This window comes from Pseudoalteromonas sp. NEC-BIFX-2020_002 (genome assembly GCF_013002825.1).
Lineage (GTDB): Bacteria > Pseudomonadota > Gammaproteobacteria > Enterobacterales > Alteromonadaceae > Pseudoalteromonas > Pseudoalteromonas neustonica.
This window is the reverse complement of record NZ_JABEPJ010000017.1, coordinates 45,405-64,287: the sequence shown is the minus strand read 5'-3', so window position 1 is coordinate 64,287 and position 18,883 is coordinate 45,405. Positions and strand designations below refer to the sequence as shown.

Below are 18,883 nucleotides of genomic sequence, written 5' to 3'. Positions count from 1 at the left end.
TTGGAATTATAGTGATGTGTATTTATAAGCTATAAAATGCTGATCACGTGCTCTTGGCCCAAACGTGATTTTGGTAATTTAGCATTATAGTCGGTTACCGTTTCATGATAGCCAATAGCAAGTGCAACATCACAAATGTATCCGTCGAGTTCATCTGCAAATATTTGGCTAATAAGATGTGGATCTACGCCTTCCATTGGTGTTGAGTCAATCCCTAAGCGCGCCGCGGTATGCATTGTGTTACCCAGTGCAATATATGTTTGTGCTTTTGTCCATGCTTCGTTATTGCCATTTTCATCGGTGTTAAGGTCAACAAATGCGTAAGCGCCAAATGCTTGTTCACGGTTCTCTGCTGGTGTACGACCATTTTTAATATCCGCATCAATAACTCTGGCGTAATCTTCACGGCTGTATTTAGGGTTGTGGGCAAATAAAATAATATGCGAGGCTGTTTTAACATGCGGCTGATTAAACTGAAATTTGTTTTCAAAAGTGTCATGCATACGTTGTTTAGCATGATCTGATTCAATCACAATAAATTTCCACGGCTGCGAATTGATAGATGAAGGTGATAGGCGCATTGCTTCATATAATACGGCTAAATCGTCAGCAGCAACACGTTTGGTTGCATCGTATTTTTTTGTTGTATAACGAGTATTTAAGTCATTAATAATTGGGTGTGTCATATTTTTTCCTGTAGCGAATAGTTTAAATTAGCTAAACCTTGATTACTTAATAATCGTCATTTCATTAAGTGTAAATGACTCAATTGCACCATCAACAGCTTCAACATAGTCTTGAAGGTGTTGGTTGTTCATATGTGCTTGCCATAATTGGCGGGTTTGCCAGTTTTCATAAAACATAAAATGAGCGGGGCTATCATTATTTTGATGTAAGTCGTAATTGATACAGCCTTGCTCAGCGCGTGTTGTTTCAATAAGCTTTATTAATTGCACTTTTACTAAATCAATGTGTTCAGGTTTGGCAATAATATTTGCCACAATGGTCAGTTGTGCCACTTTAACTCCTACGAATGAATGTATCTAAGCTAGGTTTATTCTATACATGCATAGTAATCCTTGCTTTGCTTTAGATAAACACCATAATGATTGAATCATTATCAAATAAAAATAGATAATATGCAGATTGAAGATTTAAAACTGATTTTGAAAGTAGCGGAGTTTAGAAGTATTACGCGCGCCGCAGCAAAACTAGATATGCGTACAGCCACTGCCAGTGCAGCAATTAAACGAGTAGAATCAGCATTAGGCTGTGAATTATTTGTACGTACTACACGTCACCTAAGGCTTTCAAGTGCAGGCGAGCGGTACATTGTGCAGTGTGAGCAAGCGCTGACAATACTTGAGCAGGCAAAGCAAAACATTAAAGGTGAACACGATGAAATTGAAGGCGAGCTGAGGGTTGCATTGTCATCTGATCTTGGTCGAAATTTAGTGATCCCTTGGATAGATGAAATAATGGACAACTACCCTAAAGTGAGTTTACGTACTCACATAAGTGACAGTAACATAGATTTTTACCGTGACTCAGTTGATATAGCGCTTCGCTATGGCTCGCCTAATGATGCTAACGTGTATGGATTTAAAATTTGTACGGTGCCGCGTTTATTGTGTGCAACCAAAGAGTATCTTGCTGAGCACACTAACCCCATACATCCCGATGATCTTGAACAGCATCAAGGACTGTTTTATCAGCTACAAGACATTATCAATAATGTTTGGGAATTTACCGATGGCGAAAATAAATACAAAGTAAAAATGCAGGGAAGGCGAGCTTCAAACGATGGTGATTTAGTTAGGCGTTGGTGTGTTGGCGGTAAAGGACTTGCTGTAAAATCGGCGCTGGATATTGCAGATGACCTGCTTAATGACAGGGTCGTTACAGTTATGCCTGATTATCAACATACCTGCGGCGAGCTGTGGCTAATTTGCCCAAGTCGGCAATCAATTACGCCCGCAGTGCGGTTGTTGCGTGATGTATGCAGACAAAAAGCACACGAAACACTAAAACAGCTTGTTGAGAAGGGGATACTTGACACCAGTGTATTGGTAAACTAAAGCAACAAGTACACCCTAATTACGTGATCTTTGGATAATAAATTTATCGGCAGTTTCTTTTTTCGTTTATTTTAATAGCAGTTGTTTGATGGCTTTTTTTGCACTTTCACTCTCAGGGTTCAATGCAAGTGCAGTTTGATAGCTCCTTAATGCGAGTGTAGGCTTATTTGCAGTTAAATAAGCTTCTCCTAAACTGTCATGCGTGTTCGCAGAGTCAGGGTATTGCGCTGCATTGAGTTCAAAGATTGCAATGGCGGCATCAAGTTTTTTCATTGTCATTAATTCATAACCAAAGTAGTTGATGGTTCTTTCTCGAAGCGGGTTATTTTGCTCTTTTAGCTCACTATACTTACTTTTCAGTCCTGCAACTCCCCCAGCTAGTAAAGCATTATATAGTTGGCTATCAACATTTTCTGTGGCGATTTTATAGGGTTTGTCATAATAAATATTTAATAATCCTTCGGTCATCGGAGTTAATGGCGCTCCGCCAGTATTATTTAAAATAACCACCAATAATTGCTCTTCAGCAATACGACTAATAAATGCATTAAAACCATTAATCCCCCCTCCGTGTTGGATTTGAGTTAGTGGCTTGCCATACTTTTGCGTCTTTAATTGATTTACTTCCCAACCCAGTGCGTAATTACGTTGTGTTGAGGTGGTGTACATTTGACTTTTTAGCTCATTATTGAGCAGTTTATTTGTGTAAAGTGCTTGATCCCACTTAACTAAATCACGAGCAGTCGAGTACATAGAGCCTGCCGCATAGGGGATCGACATATCCAAATAAGCAGTATTAGTATGACCATCTAAGTTATTGTTGTAGCCACTAGCGCGATATTTGATGATATTACTACTTGAGTCATAACCACTGTCGCTCATACCAAGAGGCGTTAAAATATTTGTTTGCAAAAGTTGTTGATACGTTTTGCCTGATGCTTTTTCAATAATTGCGCCCAATAAAAAGTACCCTGAGTTACTGTAGCGAAATTTACTGCCGGGTTCGAAGAGTAAATCATCACTGCATAGCAGTTTAATGAACTCATCTACGCTATACGGATTACGGCTATAGTTCTGGCGAAAGTTGTTAGCTTGAGTGTAATTAGTAAGCCCAGAGGTGTGGTTAAGTAATTGCCTGACGGTAATTTGCTGCGCGGTGTCTGGCCGGTAATCGGGTAAATAAGTGGCGATGGGTTTGTCTAGCTCTACTTTACCATCTTGTACTAGTTGTAAAGTCAGCATTGCGGTGAATTGCTTAGTGATTGAGCCAATACGAAATTTTGTATTGGGTGTATGTTTAATATCCCATTCAAAATTGGCATAACCATAGCTTTTTTCAAAAATCACTTTGCCTTGTTTTGCCACTAAAATATTGCCGTTAAACTGTTTTAAGTCATGGTATTTTTGGATAAAAGAATCCATTTTTTGCTGTTGATTATTGGCGTTTGTAGCACCAGAGAATAATGCGAGGGATACTATTAAAAAAGAGTAAAGTAACACGAGTTGTTTTGATAGCATGTGCGTCCTTATTTGTTTTTAGTTCGTTTTATCGTCTATTTGTAGCGTGGATTGTGTGCTAAGTAAATAATTATAATGTTGATTTTATGTACTAAATTCACGGTTGTTGTGATTATTAATATAAAAAAGCCCGCACTGTAAACAGTGCGGGCTAGTTGGTTGGGATGTTAAATTTTATGTATTGGTTGGCGTTACTGCAACAGGTTGACCATCGACTAGCGCTTCTTTACCACGCCATTTACGAATAACTCGTTTGGCATCTTCTAGCGCCACGTATTGGCATGGGATCAGTATTAAAGTGATAACCGTGGCAAACAGTACGCCAAACGCAAGTGACACTGCCATCGGAATAACAATCTTCGCTTGTAGACTGGTTTCCATAATGATGGGCATTACACCAATAAATGTAGTGATAGAGGTGAGTAGTATTGCTCTAAAGCGTCGTGCGCCTGCTTGAGTTACGGCATCTTTAATTGCAACGCCATCAGCGCGCGCTTTATTTACAAAATCAACCATAACCAGCGAGTCATTTACCACCACACCGGCCACCGCGATAATACCGAAAATTGACAAACCACTCATCGTCATACCCAGTACCATGTGGCCAAACATGGCACCTATGACACCAAACGGTATCACCGACATAATAATTAATGGCTGCGAGTATGATCGTAGCGGAATTGCTAAAAGTGCAAAAATAATCATCATTGATAAAGCAAAATCACGTACTTGCTCTGCAACGCTGTCCATCTCTTCTTGAATACGTCCAGCAACACTGCTCTGTACACCGGGGTAACTTTTTAATAATGAAGGTAAATATTCATCGCGAATTTGCTCTGCGATGGCAAACGGTTCAACTTGATCAGTATCAACAGATGCCCACACATTAATGGTACGTTTAGAGTTTTCACGGCGAATGCTATTCACACCATCAACTAATTTAACTTCGGCGACTTCAGCCAGCGGTACTTCCGCGCCACTTGGCGTAACAATACGTACACTGTCAATGTCGCTGATTGAGTTACGGGCATCTTCAGGGTAGCGGATCATCACCTTAATCTCTTCGCCATCGCGAAGAATGCGCTGTGCTTCAAGGCCGTAGTAGCTAAAGCTTACTTGGGAAGCAACATCAGCAAGGGTTAATCCCATACTGTAAGCAAGTGGTTTTAAATCAAGTTGTACTTCATCTGTTGCACTTTGCATTGAGTCATTTACATCACCCACGCCTTCCAATGTATTCAATTTTTCTTTCAGTTTTGCGGCAACTTCTTTAAGTTTATCAACGTTTTTACCTTCAAGACGGAAGCTAATATCGCCATCATCTCGGCCCCCATTCATAATGCTATCTTGAATGGTTAATGTTTTAACACCAGGCAGAGGTGGCATTTGCTCACGCCAAAGTGCACTTAATGCAAAGGTATCAATAGGGCGTAGGTCTGGCTCAACCAATATCGCCATGATGCTGGCATTAGTACGACCGCGTAAGCTTACTGATAAATCACGAACCATAGCAGTGCCATATTGTTCTTTAAGCTGATTATCAACATTTATAATGACTTGCTCAATTTTACGCGCAGTTTCTAGTGTTGCTTGCTCTGATGATGCTAAGTTCATTTCGACGGAAATACGCGGAAAGTCATGAGGTATTTTAGGGTTAGCAACAAACTTAACGAGGCCACCTGCAAACATACCGCCGCTGACGATTAATACACAGACAAAGCCAATAATAACGGTATAGCGATAATGAATACAGCGACTAATAAACGGTGTGTAATAATTTTCTACAAAGCGTCTTAATCCGCCATCCATTACGTTACGTAAGCGGTGCAGTGGATTTTTAGGGTTTGGTTTACGTGGATTCATTGCGGCAATATGCGCAGGTAAAATAAGTTTTGACTCAATTAACGAGAAAATCAAACATAGAATAATAACGCCACCAATGGCTTTAGAAAACGCAGCACCTGGGCCTGTAGCTAAAGTTTGCGGTAAAAAAGCTGCAATGGTGGTTAATACACCAAAAGTGGCGGGCATAGCAACGCGTTTAACGCCGCGTACAACATTATCAAGACTGTGGCCGTACTTTTCTATTTCGGCACTGGCAGATTCACCTACGACTATCGCGTCATCAACGACAATTCCTAGCACTAATATAAAGGCAAACAGCGATGCCAAGTTAATTGTGACATCTAAAAAGCCCACTGGCATCATCAAAAATGCGCCAAGGAACGACACAGGTAAACCCATCATTACCCAAAAAGCTAAGCGCAGTGGTAAAAATAAGGCGAGTACCACCATAACCAAAATGCCGCCCCATACCATGTTATCGATCATCATATCTAATCGACCTTCAAGGTAGTAAGTTAGATCAACAATAGGGGTTAACTTTACGCCCGGAGGTAATGTATCGGCTTTATCTGCAAGGTATTGCTTGAGGACTTTAGCAATTTTAGTAATGTCTTGATCTTTTGACGCGTTGACTTCAAATGAGAGTGAGTTTTTACCATTGTATTTAGAGTATTGTAAGCCTTCTTCAAAGCCATCGTTGATGGTTGCAACGTCGCCTAAAAAGACTTGTGCGCCATCAGGGAGTAAAATTAGAGGAAGCTTTTCAAATTCATTACCACGGTACGCTTGTTTTTCAACCCGCATTGAAATATAGCCATTCTCAGAGCGTATTTGCCCCGCTGACATATTGGCTGAAAACGCGCGTACAGCCCCTGAAATATCCCTAAAGGTTAGGCCATATTCACGTAGTTTATCTGGACTGACTTCAATGCCTATTTCATAGTCTAAGCCACTGTTAAATTCAACGAGGTTTATTAATGGCAGGGCTTGGAGTTCATCTTTAATATTATTGCCCAGCTCTTTGAGCTGATGGTTCGACATATCGCCATACAGAGCGAGTATCATTACTTCTTGCTCAAACTTATCGTGACGAACAACAGGGCGTTCCATTTCAGCTGGAAAAGTGTTGATTGAGTCAACTTGCATCTTTATTTCATCGAGTACTTCTTGGGTGTCGTATTTTTCTGCGACTTCAATCCATGCTTGAGAAAAACTGCGGTTTGAGTAGGTGATTTTACGTTTTATACCTTCAAGGCCTTCAAGTGCTTCTTCGACCTTGATGGTAATGCCTTCTTCTACTTCTTGTGGCGCTGCACCAGGATACACCGCTTGCACGCTGATCCAGTTATTTTCAAACTGCGGAAACATTTGTTTACGAATAGAAAACGCCGTTAAAATGCCGCCCACGAGAATAAAAATCATTAATAGGTTGGCTGCAACAGGGTTGCGAGCAAACCAAGCAATTAAGCCCTTTTCGCTATGAATGGTCATTTTTTATTCCTCTTTCAATGCAAGTTGGGTTGCACCAAGAGGCTTGTCAGCATCATTAATTTTTACCAGCATACCTTCACTTGGGTACTCAAGCGCAGAGGTTATTAGTTGCTGACCTTCCGTTAGGCCTTGTGATGCTATCACCATGCCGTTGTATTCTCTAACTATATCAATTGTTTTGAATGATAATGTTAAATCATCGTTGAGTACGACAATTTTGCCGTCCTTTACTAAATGGTGCGGTACAACAATCGCATTGTTTAATTCACGCCCTGAAATAGTCGCATTAATGTAAGAGCCAAAACGCAAAGGTTGCTCACTAGCATAAGGGGTTGCAATTTGTGCGACTAAATAGCTCATGCGGCTTTTTTGATCAATCACACCTTCACTGCGAACTACTTTTGCCTGCCATTGAGTTGGTTTCCCTGCAAAATCAGCACTAAGAGTGACTGTGGCGCCAATACCACCATTAATCAAATATTGCAGTTCTTTGTCTGCAACTGGAAGGCGTATTTCTGCAATGGAAGTTGAGCTTAATTCACCAAATTTATTACCTGGATTGACCACGCTGCCTAAACTAATATCACGCGCTGCAATAATTGCATCATAAGGGGCTTTGATATATGTACGCTCTAAATTACGTTTAGCTCGTTTTTCAGAGGCTTGCGCCGCACGATAGCGGGCTAGTTTTTCTGCTAGTTGTGGCTTACGTAAATACAACTGCGATGGAATTACTTGGCTTGAATTATCTTTGATGCGATCCCACTCAGCTTGTGCTACATGTGCTTGAGCACGTTCAATTTCTAAATCAGCGCTTGCTTGTGCCATGCCAGCCTGTGCTTCAATCAATGCAGCTTCATAATCATTTGGATCAATTCGTGCTAGAATATCGCCCTGTTTGACGAATCCGCCTTGAACAAATTGCTCAGAGACAAATACAACTTGCCCACTTACTTGGGCAACTAGCATGGTGTGATCTTTTGCTTTTACTACACCATAGGATTTTACATCCAAGTTTATTGGGTCAAGGTGGACAGCCGTTGTTGATACTAACGGGCGAGTATCAACTGCTGGTTTTTCTTCTGGTGGTTTCTTCATTGAAGAGAAGCCTGCAGCAAGTGCAATCCCGCCAACCAGTACCGCGATAGGTAGAATAATTTGTTTTTTAGTAGCCACAGGGCTTTCCTCATAATTAGGTGACAGAGTAATTATAGAGAATAAAATATTTTAAAACCGTATGAAGATGTAACAAGTCATTACACAGTTAACAAAGTAGATAAGTAAGGTACAAAAAGGGCAAGTATGAATACATTAACAATGACGTGTCGTTTAGGGTGTGGTGCGTGCTGTATTGCGCCAAGTATCAGCTCGCCAATTCCCGGCATGCCTAATGGTAAAAAGGCCGGAGAGCGTTGTATTCAGCTGGATGAAGGCAATTTATGCAAACTATTTGGCGATGAAAGTCGCCCTAAAGTATGCAGTGATTTTAGTGCTACTTTGGATGTTTGCGGTACCAGTAACGCACATGCTTTAACGTTGATCACAGAGCTAGAAGAGCTGACCTAACGTAAAATTTATACACACATTTTTTACGCGTCATTGGTTTGAAGAATGTTTATAGGGCGTTTTTGCTTAGGTTATATACCCAAGCCACCTCAAGATGCAGAATTCAGCGTTTCACAGGAGCTTAATATCAAGGCGTTACTTTGCAACAATGGCCATCCCTTTTAAGAAGTACAACGATGAGAGTAAGTCCCTGTGAAACGCCCAACGGGTTGGTTTTAAAGCGATTTATACTGCGTAAACTTTATAAGATATTGATTTTAATAATAAAAACACTATTGTTTGCAATCAATACCTTGCCTAAATCGCTTTAAATTCCTACTGAAACAGCATCTTGAGATGGTTGGGTTATAGGAACTAAAACCTCCTTTGCGAAGGCTTTATATGCTGTTACCAGCTGTAGGTTGCACTGAGTGTATATTGTTCACCACGTCCTGGGGTGCCTGGGATCTCTTCAAATGATTCGCCCCACACGTTATCCGCTGCAAGCGTAATAAAAAAGTTTTCAAATTGATGTGGCGTTATTTTTAAGGTTAGGTGCGTAAATAACGCGTCATCATCACCATTTCTAAGCGTGTTTTCGTGTTGTTTACGCCATTCATTATCAATGCGAAACTCAAGTAAATCGCTTGGGGTCCAAATCGCGCCAAGGGTTAGCCTGTGATCAGGGTAGTTTAATGCGTAAAAACTAGCATCTATGTCTGCAACGCCATAATCTTCTGATTTATTTAAGAAGGTGTAGCTTGCAATAACTTCTGCGGTATCAAAATGTTTAGTGGCAAAAAATTCAACGCCAGATGTATCAATATCAACCGGGTTTGCAAAGCGGGCTGATGTTGAATTTAAACTGTAGGTCCAATCGGTTAAATTTTCATCTTGGCGATAAAAGAGGGCAGAGTTAAACACCCAATTTTGCTGCTCAAAAAGTAAGCCTAGTTCTAGGTTTTTAGTTACTTCACGTTCAAGCGAATAGTTACTTCTAAATAAGCCTCCAGAGTCACTACCGCCAATGGCAGTATAACCAGCCACTTGGCTTGCTTGTGCGTACGATAAATAAAGTGCTCGTTTAGTACCATCTTGGGTTACTGTATTCCAAGTAACATCACCAATGAGTGAAATGTCAGAATCGTCTCTATTTGTATCATCAAAAGTGGCACCAAGGCGCATAGTAATGCTTTGATTAGTTTCAAGTGTTACTTTATATTCAGGTAAAATACTGACCTTATAGTAACTGCGCGACGTAAAGTTATTTTCTAAAGTCGTTGATTCAATCGAATCTTCAATATACTGCGCAGAGTAATTGAGCGCGAATGAATCATTGCGAGCATGACGACCTGAGAGCGCCAGTGATTTTACTTCGCTCTCATGAAACGCCTCAAACATAGATGGGTTTTCACGTGAAAAAACATAATGGTCGTTATGTTTACGATAGTATGCAGATATTTCAAACTCACTGTCGGCTGCGTATTCTTGCTTATGGTTTAGCATCACTAAGCGGGTTTCAAGATCTTCGGTTTCATTTACATTAAATGGCGTATACATATTTGGCCAGCCAAAAAACTTTTCTTGATAGCCAAAGAACAGGTCGGTTTGTGATTGAGGGCCGGTTAATTGTACACGTGTTGATGCGCGGCTAAAGTCATGATCGCCATTATCAATTGAGCCATCGCTTTGAGAGTGAGAAAACTCACCTTCAACTCCCACACGCCACTCATTAACTCCCTCTAGCGGTAGGCTAACAGCGCCATGTAAGCTTTGTCGATTAAAATCATTATTACCAGCACCAAGCGATACACTACCTCCTGTGTTAATTGGCTTCCAACCAAAAGAGACCGTTCCGACTGAACTATTGACACCATAAAGTGCGTTATCTACCCCTGTTATGACTTTAGGGCTCGTTAACATCTGTGGCGCAATAGGAATTTCAGCAAAGTAATGGCCTGACTGTGGATCAAATAAAGTGGCGCTGCCGACTCTAAAACCAGTGTTTTCAAAAATACCGCCGCGAATAGTCACATCTGCTTGCGCTTCAGCCATATTGCGTGATTGTAAATCAACCCGAGGGTCGTATTCTAAGTTAGAAACTGGAGAGTCGAAGGTACCGACAGGTTCTTTGTTCGCTGTTGGTGACGCTTCAATAGTGATTTTTTCTATACTTTTTGTATCGGTCTCGTCTGCTGCGAATGACAACGTTGATATACTACATAATAAGGCTGGTAGAGTGAGGTGTACCGTTCGGATCATCTTAAGTTCTCTTTTTCGCGTAGTCTACAAAGTAGCGCTTAGGGGCTAATATTTAATAACTTTGATTGTGGCGCCATTGTATCTTAATGCGAGAAAATTGCATTTACTTATACTTTATAAACACAACATATTGCTTCAATATTTAGGCGTTTTAATCACTTAGCGAATGGGGTGGTGTGGCTATACATGTAAAAGGATTTTGAACTAGGGGTGTGGGCAATCCTGAATATAGCTAGGGTGTGTTGACCTTTAGTGATTGATTTTGCAGCAGTCTATTTGGTATTTAGGCAAGGCAGCGCCTATGGTGTGTGGTGTTTCTCATAAATAGGCGATAATGCAGTATAAATGCCAAACAGGCGCGCTGTCCAAAGGGTTATTTCTAGGGGCGTGAGCAGGACGCGGGTTTACTTAGCCCGCTCGATTCCAAACCTCGGTAACCTGATATTTGTTAGAGGCTGCAAAGTCAGTTAAAGTACGTGCCTTGTTATAAACAAGGCTTGCAATTATGTTTAGATTTAGCGTGCGAAAGGGTCTGCATTTATTTTATCAACGTACCAGTTGCCTTTTTTACGTACCATTTTTACACTGCGCATATCATCGACTTTATTCCCATTAAGATAGCCGGTAAAAATGAGGTTAATATTTGCTTTGTCACCATATTGCTCTCTCAAGCTCATATTGGTCATATCAACTTCAATCGTCACTTCATCAAATTGCATGTTAATTAAGTTTCGTGCAAATTGTTTAGCGGTGCCATAGGACTTCATGATCCTAGCCATTTTTGGCGTAGCCATACTACTGGCTTTAGTAAGATCTTTTTCGTTATATAACACATCAAAGAATAATGCGGCGCTATTGCCTGGTGTATTGTTTTCACCTTTTGGTGAATCTTCACTACCACAACCGTTTAAAAGTAACATAAGCGTAATAGTGCAAAGTGTAATAAATGATTTCATTCTGATTTTAGAAACTTATTAGTGATGATTTAGTGTGTGACTAAACAGTGCAGATGTAAAGTTTACTGTAAACATTAATGGCAATAGATATAAAAAGTAATGAAAAAGGCTGTTTAAAAAGCATGTCAGATACTGTGCACTGTATTTCAAAGTTTGCATAAACATGTGTTATTCGTTAAAAATGTTATTCACACTGGTGGTTAAGCCGAAGTGTCGCGCAAAGAATTATAGAGCCGTTTATAGAAATACTCAGTGAGTTAGTCACAGCAGGTATACAAAAGTTACCAATAAATGAATGGCTGTATTAGGCAGGAGTATACAGTATGAGAAAAAAACGAAAAAATGGATTAACTACAGGCGTTTTAAATACCCATCCTTACATGGATTTAGGTTTTGTATTGTTAATTTTTTTTGTTATGTTGTTTTCTTTTCAAAAAGAGACCGCAGTTGAGGTAATTAAAGGCACAATGCTTGATAATTGTGGTAGTTATCGCAACTGGTGCGCGCACAACCCAGCCATTAGAGTCTCATTGAATCGCAGTGGATCGTTGCGATTTTCACATGATAAAACAACATACAATCTCAGTGAAAAAGAAGCTATAAACCAACTGATTTTTGAGATGCTCTCTGAGCTCCCGACTGATCGAGTGTGGTTATTTGTAGCGGATGATGTGCCATTGAGTTTGAGTCTTGAAGCTACTGATATATTCAAAAAGCAAGGGATTACGCATATTGTCTGGGGTAATACCAATCGGCATAAATATTTGAACAATTTAACGAACTAAATCACGCTATAACGTTGTTGAAATTTTTATTTAGAACAACTAGATATAAAGATTTTTGCCTAGGGCGTGTTGACCTTTCGTGATTGATTTTGCAGCAGTCTATTTGGTATTTAGGCAAGGCAGCGCCTATACTGTGTGGTTGTTCCCCATAAATAGGCGATAACGCAGGATAAATGCCAAACATGCGCTGCCCAAAGGGTTCTTCCTAGGGGCGATTAACTCTTTGTTACCTACACGGATGTAGGTAAGGGGCGTGAGCAGGACGCGGAAGCTTTGCTCGGTTTTTACTTATTCTCACATGGATGTGAGCTAGTAGAATAACGCAGGAGCAGTTATCGAGCCCGCTAGGTTACAAACCTCGCGCCGCGATTAAATCGCTCCTAGATTGAACAAATTTCAATCCACAAAGGTCAACACGCCCTAGTTATAGCGCAATTTTCTTGTCATTAAATAGACCCCATATCTACGCAGATTAGTATAATCTATAAAGCGATAGGAAATGCTAATTTTGGAGCCTGATTAAGCATGTAAATCCAGTCTCTAAAAGTGAATCAAGAAAGCTGCATTTACATTGTGTTGTTTACCATTTGACCTGCTTGATGGTCGCAAATAACAACTTGATCTCTGCCTTTAGCTTTTGCAATATATAAACGCTTGTCAGCTTGATCTAACAGTGTCTTAATAGATGCATTCGCATCATAACTGCTACTGATCCCTACACTTACTGATAAATCAATAGAGTTACCTTTAAAGTGTAAGCTATGTTCCCTTATGGCATCACACAAGCGCTGTGCAGTTTCTTTAGCTTGATATAACGATTGATCTGGGAGCAATAAGGCAAACTCTTCACCACCAATACGCGCAGCAATATCGTGGTCATTCAGCTGTGCCATAATATGTTGAGCAATCCATTTTATTGCGGTATCACCCGTGCTGTGACCATATCTATCATTCACTCTTTTAAAATGATCTATATCGATCATAACAACAGCAAAAGATTGTTGATGTGCAATACCTTGTTTTAGCAGTGCTTGTCCTTGCATAAAAAACCCACGACGATTTAACAAGCACGTTAACGTATCGTGGTTGACAAGGCGTTGAAGTTTTTCTTCAATATTTACAAATAATAAAAATGGTAATACTAGGGCTGTAGCAGTTGCCAAAATAATGTGGTTGATCAAAATAGCCTGTAGAGGTTGATGAAAATCAAGCACTGTATTTGTTATATGCGGGGCTGCTAGCATCATACTTTGTATGTACATAATAATACTGTGGCTAATAAAACACGCTGAGAGTATTTTTTGCTGTATAGGAGCGGCGCATTTCATTTTATGTACTAGATAAGCTGCGTACATAAAGAGCGTTGCAATAATAATGCTAGTGACCATTTGCCCAGCGGTAACCGCGTAAATAGGGAGTAATATAATAGCACTTACAAAAATTAAGGTTAAAAAATGACGGCTAGTACGGCTATGAGTATGAGTCACTTTTTGTAAACCAATAATCGCCAATACAGGGCTAATTATTATGCACAAATCAGCAAGGTAGTGGGTAATAAATGTATTGTCTAAAACAATACGTAAACAAGCAAAAATTTGTGCAACAACAAACACAGCACAAGAAGCCCCTAAATATAAGTAACACCGTTGTTTTTTATAATTATAAACGGTAATAAAAAAGCCGCCGATGAGTATATTCAACAGCAGCGATATGCTAATTACAGTAGGTAAATGAAGCATTAATAATTTGCTCAGCTCGATTGACCGATTTAAGTCAATAATTACAATTGTGATGCAAGTATTATTTATTAGCGTTTAAATAGCAAGGTAGTATTAAATTATTGTTTTTTGATTCTCATCTTATGGTTATTTATTATCATCCCAATAGGTTTTCTAATGCTAGGTCCAATGTAGGGTAACTAAAATTATAGTGGCTATTAAGTGCTTTTTTCGGTTGTACATATTGACCGTAAAGTAATAAATCAGCCATTTCACCCATTGCTAATTTTAGTATCCATGCAGGCATTGTAATTTTAGCGGGGCGGTTCAATGCTTTCCCTAAATGTTGACTAAACTCGGCATTTGATACTGGCGCTGGTGCGGTCATATTAATTGCACCACTGAGTTGTGAATGCGTGAGCATGTGGATAATTAGATTAATCATATCCTCAATATGTATCCATGACATACCTTGGCGACCACTGCCAATAGGTCCACCTAAACCCAGTTTAAAGGGGGGCAGCATTTTTGCTAAAGCACCGTTATTATTTGCTAAGACGATACCGGTACGTAGTAAGCATACGCGGGTATCAGTTGACTGAGCACTCAGTGCTGCTTGTTCCCAATCATTACATAGGTGGTGGCTAAATTCAGGTGTTACATCAACAAACTGCTCGTCAATGTGGGTGCTGGATTGCCTGCCATAAAACCCTATAGCACTGCCTGATATAAACGTATGCGGTGGTGTATGGCATTGCTTTATCGCATTACTAATTTGTTGGGTCAGTGTAATACGACTATTACGCAGAATACACTTTTGTTTATTACTCCAACGTTTATTTACAATGGGTTCACCCGCCAAGTTAATAACACAATCTAGGTCGTTAAAATCAACGCTAGTGAGGTCATCAATGTAATGAATGTTTGGTCCAAGTTGTTGCGTTGCTTTACTTATATTGCGAGTAAGTACTGTTAGCTTATGGTCCTTGTTCAATGCGGAGCATAAATAGCCGCCGATTAAGCCAGTCGCGCCAGTGATCAATATGTGCATAAGAGGTTTCTTTTTAGTAGCAATATTAATGTTATACGAAAGATAGACGGCTTTGATCACTTTGCAAATATTTCATTTGATTAACTTTTCACATACACTAACCGCAGTTTTTATTTTCAAGGATTATAGTTTGGCTGGATTAACTGGAGTAAACAAAAGTTTAGTTATTTTCGCGGCATTAGTAATTGGTTTAGCAGGTATAAAAGCAGCAAGTGTTATTGTTATCCCGTTTGTATTAGCTGGATTTATTGCCATTATTTGTAATCCTTTATTAAGCTTTTTTGGTCGCTATAAAATACCGAAAGGTATTGCCATTATGCTTGTCATGCTAATGGTAGTGGGTGTCGGTGTAAGTCTTGGTGGTCTAGTTGGTCAATCACTCACTGATTTTTCACAAGATTTACCACAATATAAAGCACAACTTAAAGAAGAGTTTATTTGGCTGGTGGATGTCGCTGCGAGCTATAACATATTAATTAATAAAGAACAGCTCATATCGATGTTTGATCCCGGAAAAATGATTGATGTTGCCACAGGTATGTTAACTGGGCTTGGTGGAGTGATGGCAAACCTATTCTTAATTATTTTGACCGTAGTATTTATGTTATTTGAAGGGCCAATGTTAAGCCATAAAATTCATATGGCGTTAGATGATCCTGATATGAAGATGAAGCAGATAGACCGCTTCTTAAATTCAATTAACTCATATTTAGCGATTAAAACGGTGGTGAGTCTTGGTACGGGTTTACTGGCAGCATTATTATTGTGGACTTTGAACGTTGACTACTTTGTGTTGTGGGGGGTAATCGCCTTCATGTTTAATTATATCCCTAATATCGGTTCTATTATTGCTGCTATTCCTGCGGTTCTCCTTGCATTAATAACCCAAGGCCCTTTAATCGCTGGTTTTGTTGGGGCGGGTTACTTAACAATTAATACAGTTATGGGTAATATTGTTGAGCCAAAGTACATGGGTAAGGGGCTTGGTTTATCTACATTAGTCGTATTTTTGTCATTGATTTTTTGGGGCTGGCTATTAGGTACGGTTGGCATGTTACTGTCTGTACCATTAACAATGATAGTGAAAATCGCACTCGAGACCAGTGAAGAAGGCCGATGGCTAGCAACTTTATTAGGAAATGGTGAAGAACTAGAAGGGTCAAAAGAATAGCTTTGACTAAAATTGTAACCAACACGTTACCTGTGTTGGTTACTTAGGTGTGCATTACGCTACCTATAAAGGTTGTTTTAAAGTGGCTATGTATTGATCTAATAGTAAAATCTCACAGCGTTTATATACTATTGCCGCTTGGGTGGCGTTGGGCATCTTTTGCAGATAGCGCCAACGGCAGTTGTCTTCTAAAAAGCGAGTGTGAGAAGTTAAACTACGAGTAAATATAGGTAAAAGTTGCGTGTTCCCCGTATCCTCTTGAATTTTTTCTAAATCTAAGTTGAGCTTATTGATCCACGTTTTTTGTGTTCTCTTTAAGTTAGCAATGTTTCTATCTAAACATTGAATATACTTTTTAGCTTCATTGGTAGTCGCTTTATCATCTAAGATACAGTCATCCATACTTAAAGCATCTTCAGTAAAGAGCAGTATTAATGCACATAGTAAAATTAAGCTATTATTTTTTATCATTATAATTAAACTCTAATATAAAGTTAGCACCATTTAAGGTGTGAGAATCTAAAATGGTAAGTGTCCCGTTATACGATTTTACTAAATCTGACACAATTGCCATTCCTACACCATGGCCATTTTCATATGTATCTAAACGAGTTCCGCGAGTGAGTAAAGACTCACGTTTATCAATTGGTACGCCAGGGCCATCATCACTTATAGCAACGCTGAGGTTTTTATCTTGTATTACATGGATAGCCACTTGTGAACGACACGCTTTACATGCGTTATCAATTAAATTACCTAATAATTCAAGCAAATCGGTTTTATCACCTAAAAAGTACTGCTTGTCAGTGACATCGCAAGTAAAAATAATATCTTTGTCTCGGTAAACTTTGCTCATAGCACTGAGTATTGAATCAATAACAGGCTTGATCATGGTTTGTTTTTTCCATGTATCAGCTGCACCAGTTGCAGCTCGCTTTAATTGATGTTCGATCATCACGTTGATACGATCAAGTTGTTCTTGAGCATCAGCGTCATTGGCCAGTGGACTTGATTTTAACACGGCCAAAGGCGTTTTAAGCGCGTGTGCTAAGTCACTTAAAGAAGCTCGATAACGCTCTTTTTGACGTTGTTGGGTCTGCAGTAGTAGATTTAAATCAGCTTTTATTGTTTGCAGCTCTATGGGATATAGGCCTTTTATTTCTTGAATATCACCCGATTCAATGGCTTTTATCTCTTTATCAAGACGCTGTAGCGGACGTGCGCTCCAAACAAACCCAATAGCCATTAATGCTGCTATTGCAACACCCATTACATACATCCAATTGACGAGTGTTTGTTTAAAACCGTCCATTAAACGCAGTAGGGCATCATTACGCTTTAATAATATAAAGCGCGCTTGTTCCGATTGATCAATATTACCTAAAATGACCGTTAGACTTAATTGCCAATAAGCAGTCCCTTTGTACTCAATACGGCGAAAATCAGCAGAGCCAGCACGCGCTTCGATACTTTGTGGGGCAAAATTTACATTAACCGCAGACTCAGAATGCCAAACGGGCTGTTCATCGCGATAGATCATTGCATACGTATCAGAATTTAAACGGTTCAGTTCTGGGGCTAAAATGGTACTGGGCATAATAATGCCGCGTTCCGTAAAATCAACCTCTGAAATTAATGAGTATAAATGGGCTTCGAGGGTTTTTTCGGTGGCTTCGATTAATGACGCGTAGTACGCCTTACCAATAGAGAAAAATAAAATAGGTAAGGCGACCAATAAAACAAAGACAAGGATAAATCCTTGCCTTATTTTAAGCGATATTTGCGACGCTACCACTGGCTTTTGAGCCTGTAACCACGTCCACGTAGGGTTTCTACCGGGTTTAGTGTGCCATCAGGGTCGAGCTTTTTACGTAAGCGCAGTACGAATACTTCAATGACGTTTGAATCTAAATCAAAATCTTGATCATAAATATGCTCGGTTAATTCAGATTTAGAGATTACTTTTTGAGGGTTAACCATTAAATACTCAAGAACTTTGTATTCATAGGCCGTCAGGCTTAATTCTCTGTCATCAACCCATACTTGTTGTGAGCGCGTATGAATTTTAATTGGTCCAGCAGTCATTTCTGGATTTGCTTTACCTGCACTGCGTCGAATGAGGGCATTACAACGTGCAATCAATTCTTCAACATGAAATGGTTTTGTTAGATAGTCATCAGCGCCCGCATCAAGGCCTTCTACTTTATCTTGCCAACGATCGCGTGCAGTTAATATAAGTATAGGAATGGTAATCCCTTGCGCTCGCGCTTTATTGATAAGTTCAATACCATCTATTTTTGGTAAACCTAAATCAACGACCGCCATATCAAGAGGGTATTCAGTGATATGGAATAAACCAGCTTCGCCGTCATGACATAGATCAACACTATAGCGTTCTTTTTCTAATGCATTGCGTAGATTATCTGCTAGGTGTAAATCATCTTCAATTACTAAAATTCGCAT

The 18,883-nt window shown here is 39.6% G+C and carries 16 protein-coding genes; 4 read left to right on the top strand and 12 right to left on the bottom strand.

Translation table 11 applies throughout. From position 1 onward, the window contains the following. Positions 1–29 precede the first annotated feature (29 nt). Together HJP15_RS17055 and HJP15_RS17050 are read right to left on the bottom strand one after the other, a co-directional pair. The gene (locus HJP15_RS17055; protein WP_054206236.1) at positions 30–686 is read right to left on the bottom strand and encodes a nitroreductase family protein; all 657 of its coding nucleotides are present in this window, start codon (positions 684–686) and stop codon (positions 30–32) included. A 42-nt stretch (positions 687–728) separates the two neighbouring features. Next, positions 729–1,019, bottom strand: a complete 291-nt coding sequence (locus HJP15_RS17050; protein WP_169328043.1) for an antibiotic biosynthesis monooxygenase — start codon at positions 1,017–1,019, stop codon at positions 729–731. Positions 1,020–1,139: 120 nt separating this feature from the next. Here HJP15_RS17050 and HJP15_RS17045 point away from each other — a divergent pair, with 120 nt between their 5' ends. Continuing rightward, complete coding sequence (locus tag HJP15_RS17045; RefSeq protein ID WP_054206238.1) at positions 1,140–2,078, top strand: LysR family transcriptional regulator; 939 nt, start codon at positions 1,140–1,142, stop codon at positions 2,076–2,078. A gap of 66 nt (positions 2,079–2,144) precedes the next feature. On the opposite strand, the gene HJP15_RS17040 is transcribed toward HJP15_RS17045, so the two are convergent. The 3 genes from HJP15_RS17040 to HJP15_RS17030 all read right to left on the bottom strand — a co-directional run bounded on the left by HJP15_RS17040 (position 2,145) and on the right by HJP15_RS17030 (position 8,108). Next, positions 2,145–3,596: a serine hydrolase domain-containing protein gene (locus HJP15_RS17040; protein ID WP_170174221.1), complete on the bottom strand. Its 1,452-nt coding sequence runs from the start codon at positions 3,594–3,596 to the stop codon at positions 2,145–2,147. A gap of 174 nt (positions 3,597–3,770) precedes the next feature. Further along, entirely contained in the window at positions 3,771–6,932 is a 3,162-nt protein-coding gene (locus HJP15_RS17035; RefSeq protein WP_170174220.1) for an efflux RND transporter permease subunit, read from the bottom strand. Between the two features lie 3 nt (positions 6,933–6,935). Continuing rightward, positions 6,936–8,108 (bottom strand): efflux RND transporter periplasmic adaptor subunit, encoded by a 1,173-nt coding sequence (locus HJP15_RS17030; protein ID WP_054206241.1) that lies wholly within the window; start codon positions 8,106–8,108, stop codon positions 6,936–6,938. 126 nt (positions 8,109–8,234) lie between these two features. Between HJP15_RS17030 and HJP15_RS17025 the strand changes: the two genes are divergently transcribed. Continuing rightward, the gene (locus tag HJP15_RS17025; RefSeq protein ID WP_054455467.1) at positions 8,235–8,498 is read left to right on the top strand and encodes a YkgJ family cysteine cluster protein; all 264 of its coding nucleotides are present in this window, start codon (positions 8,235–8,237) and stop codon (positions 8,496–8,498) included. 387 nt (positions 8,499–8,885) lie between these two features. Here HJP15_RS17025 and HJP15_RS17020 read toward each other — a convergent pair whose 3' ends face one another. Both HJP15_RS17020 and HJP15_RS17015 read right to left on the bottom strand, forming a co-directional pair. Continuing rightward, positions 8,886–10,739: a TonB-dependent receptor plug domain-containing protein gene (locus HJP15_RS17020; RefSeq protein ID WP_170174219.1), complete on the bottom strand. Its 1,854-nt coding sequence runs from the start codon at positions 10,737–10,739 to the stop codon at positions 8,886–8,888. Positions 10,740–11,254: 515 nt separating this feature from the next. Continuing rightward, positions 11,255–11,659 (bottom strand): hypothetical protein, encoded by a 405-nt coding sequence (locus HJP15_RS17015; RefSeq protein WP_405631904.1) that lies wholly within the window; start codon positions 11,657–11,659, stop codon positions 11,255–11,257. A gap of 359 nt (positions 11,660–12,018) precedes the next feature. Here HJP15_RS17015 and HJP15_RS17010 point away from each other — a divergent pair, with 359 nt between their 5' ends. Then, a complete protein-coding gene (locus HJP15_RS17010) occupies positions 12,019–12,480 on the top strand; it encodes an ExbD/TolR family protein (protein WP_170174218.1) in 462 nt (153 codons plus the stop codon). Between the two features lie 566 nt (positions 12,481–13,046). On the opposite strand, the gene HJP15_RS17005 is transcribed toward HJP15_RS17010, so the two are convergent. Together HJP15_RS17005 and HJP15_RS17000 are read right to left on the bottom strand one after the other, a co-directional pair. Further along, entirely contained in the window at positions 13,047–14,219 is a 1,173-nt protein-coding gene (locus HJP15_RS17005; RefSeq protein ID WP_054455470.1) for a GGDEF domain-containing protein, read from the bottom strand. A 136-nt stretch (positions 14,220–14,355) separates the two neighbouring features. Next, positions 14,356–15,249, bottom strand: coding sequence for a TIGR01777 family oxidoreductase (locus HJP15_RS17000; protein ID WP_170174217.1), 894 nt, complete (start codon positions 15,247–15,249; stop codon positions 14,356–14,358). Positions 15,250–15,379: 130 nt separating this feature from the next. Here HJP15_RS17000 and HJP15_RS16995 point away from each other — a divergent pair, with 130 nt between their 5' ends. After that, on the top strand, positions 15,380–16,420 hold the full coding sequence (locus HJP15_RS16995; RefSeq protein ID WP_054206248.1) for an AI-2E family transporter: 1,041 nt from the start codon (positions 15,380–15,382) through the stop codon (positions 16,418–16,420). 63 nt (positions 16,421–16,483) lie between these two features. Here HJP15_RS16995 and HJP15_RS16990 read toward each other — a convergent pair whose 3' ends face one another. The 3 genes from HJP15_RS16990 to HJP15_RS16980 are packed head-to-tail and all read right to left on the bottom strand — an operon-like array spanning position 16,484 to position 18,883. Continuing rightward, positions 16,484–16,891, bottom strand: coding sequence for a hypothetical protein (locus tag HJP15_RS16990; RefSeq protein ID WP_170174216.1), 408 nt, complete (start codon positions 16,889–16,891; stop codon positions 16,484–16,486). Beyond that, positions 16,878–18,215 carry an ATP-binding protein gene (locus HJP15_RS16985; protein ID WP_054206250.1) on the bottom strand — a complete coding sequence of 446 codons (1,338 nt, stop codon included), beginning with the start codon at positions 18,213–18,215 and terminating at the stop codon, positions 16,878–16,880. Before HJP15_RS16985 ends, HJP15_RS16990 begins: the two co-directional genes overlap by 14 nt. Continuing rightward, positions 18,209–18,883, bottom strand: coding sequence for a response regulator transcription factor (locus HJP15_RS16980; protein WP_016709350.1), 675 nt, complete (start codon positions 18,881–18,883; stop codon positions 18,209–18,211). Before HJP15_RS16980 ends, HJP15_RS16985 begins: the two co-directional genes overlap by 7 nt.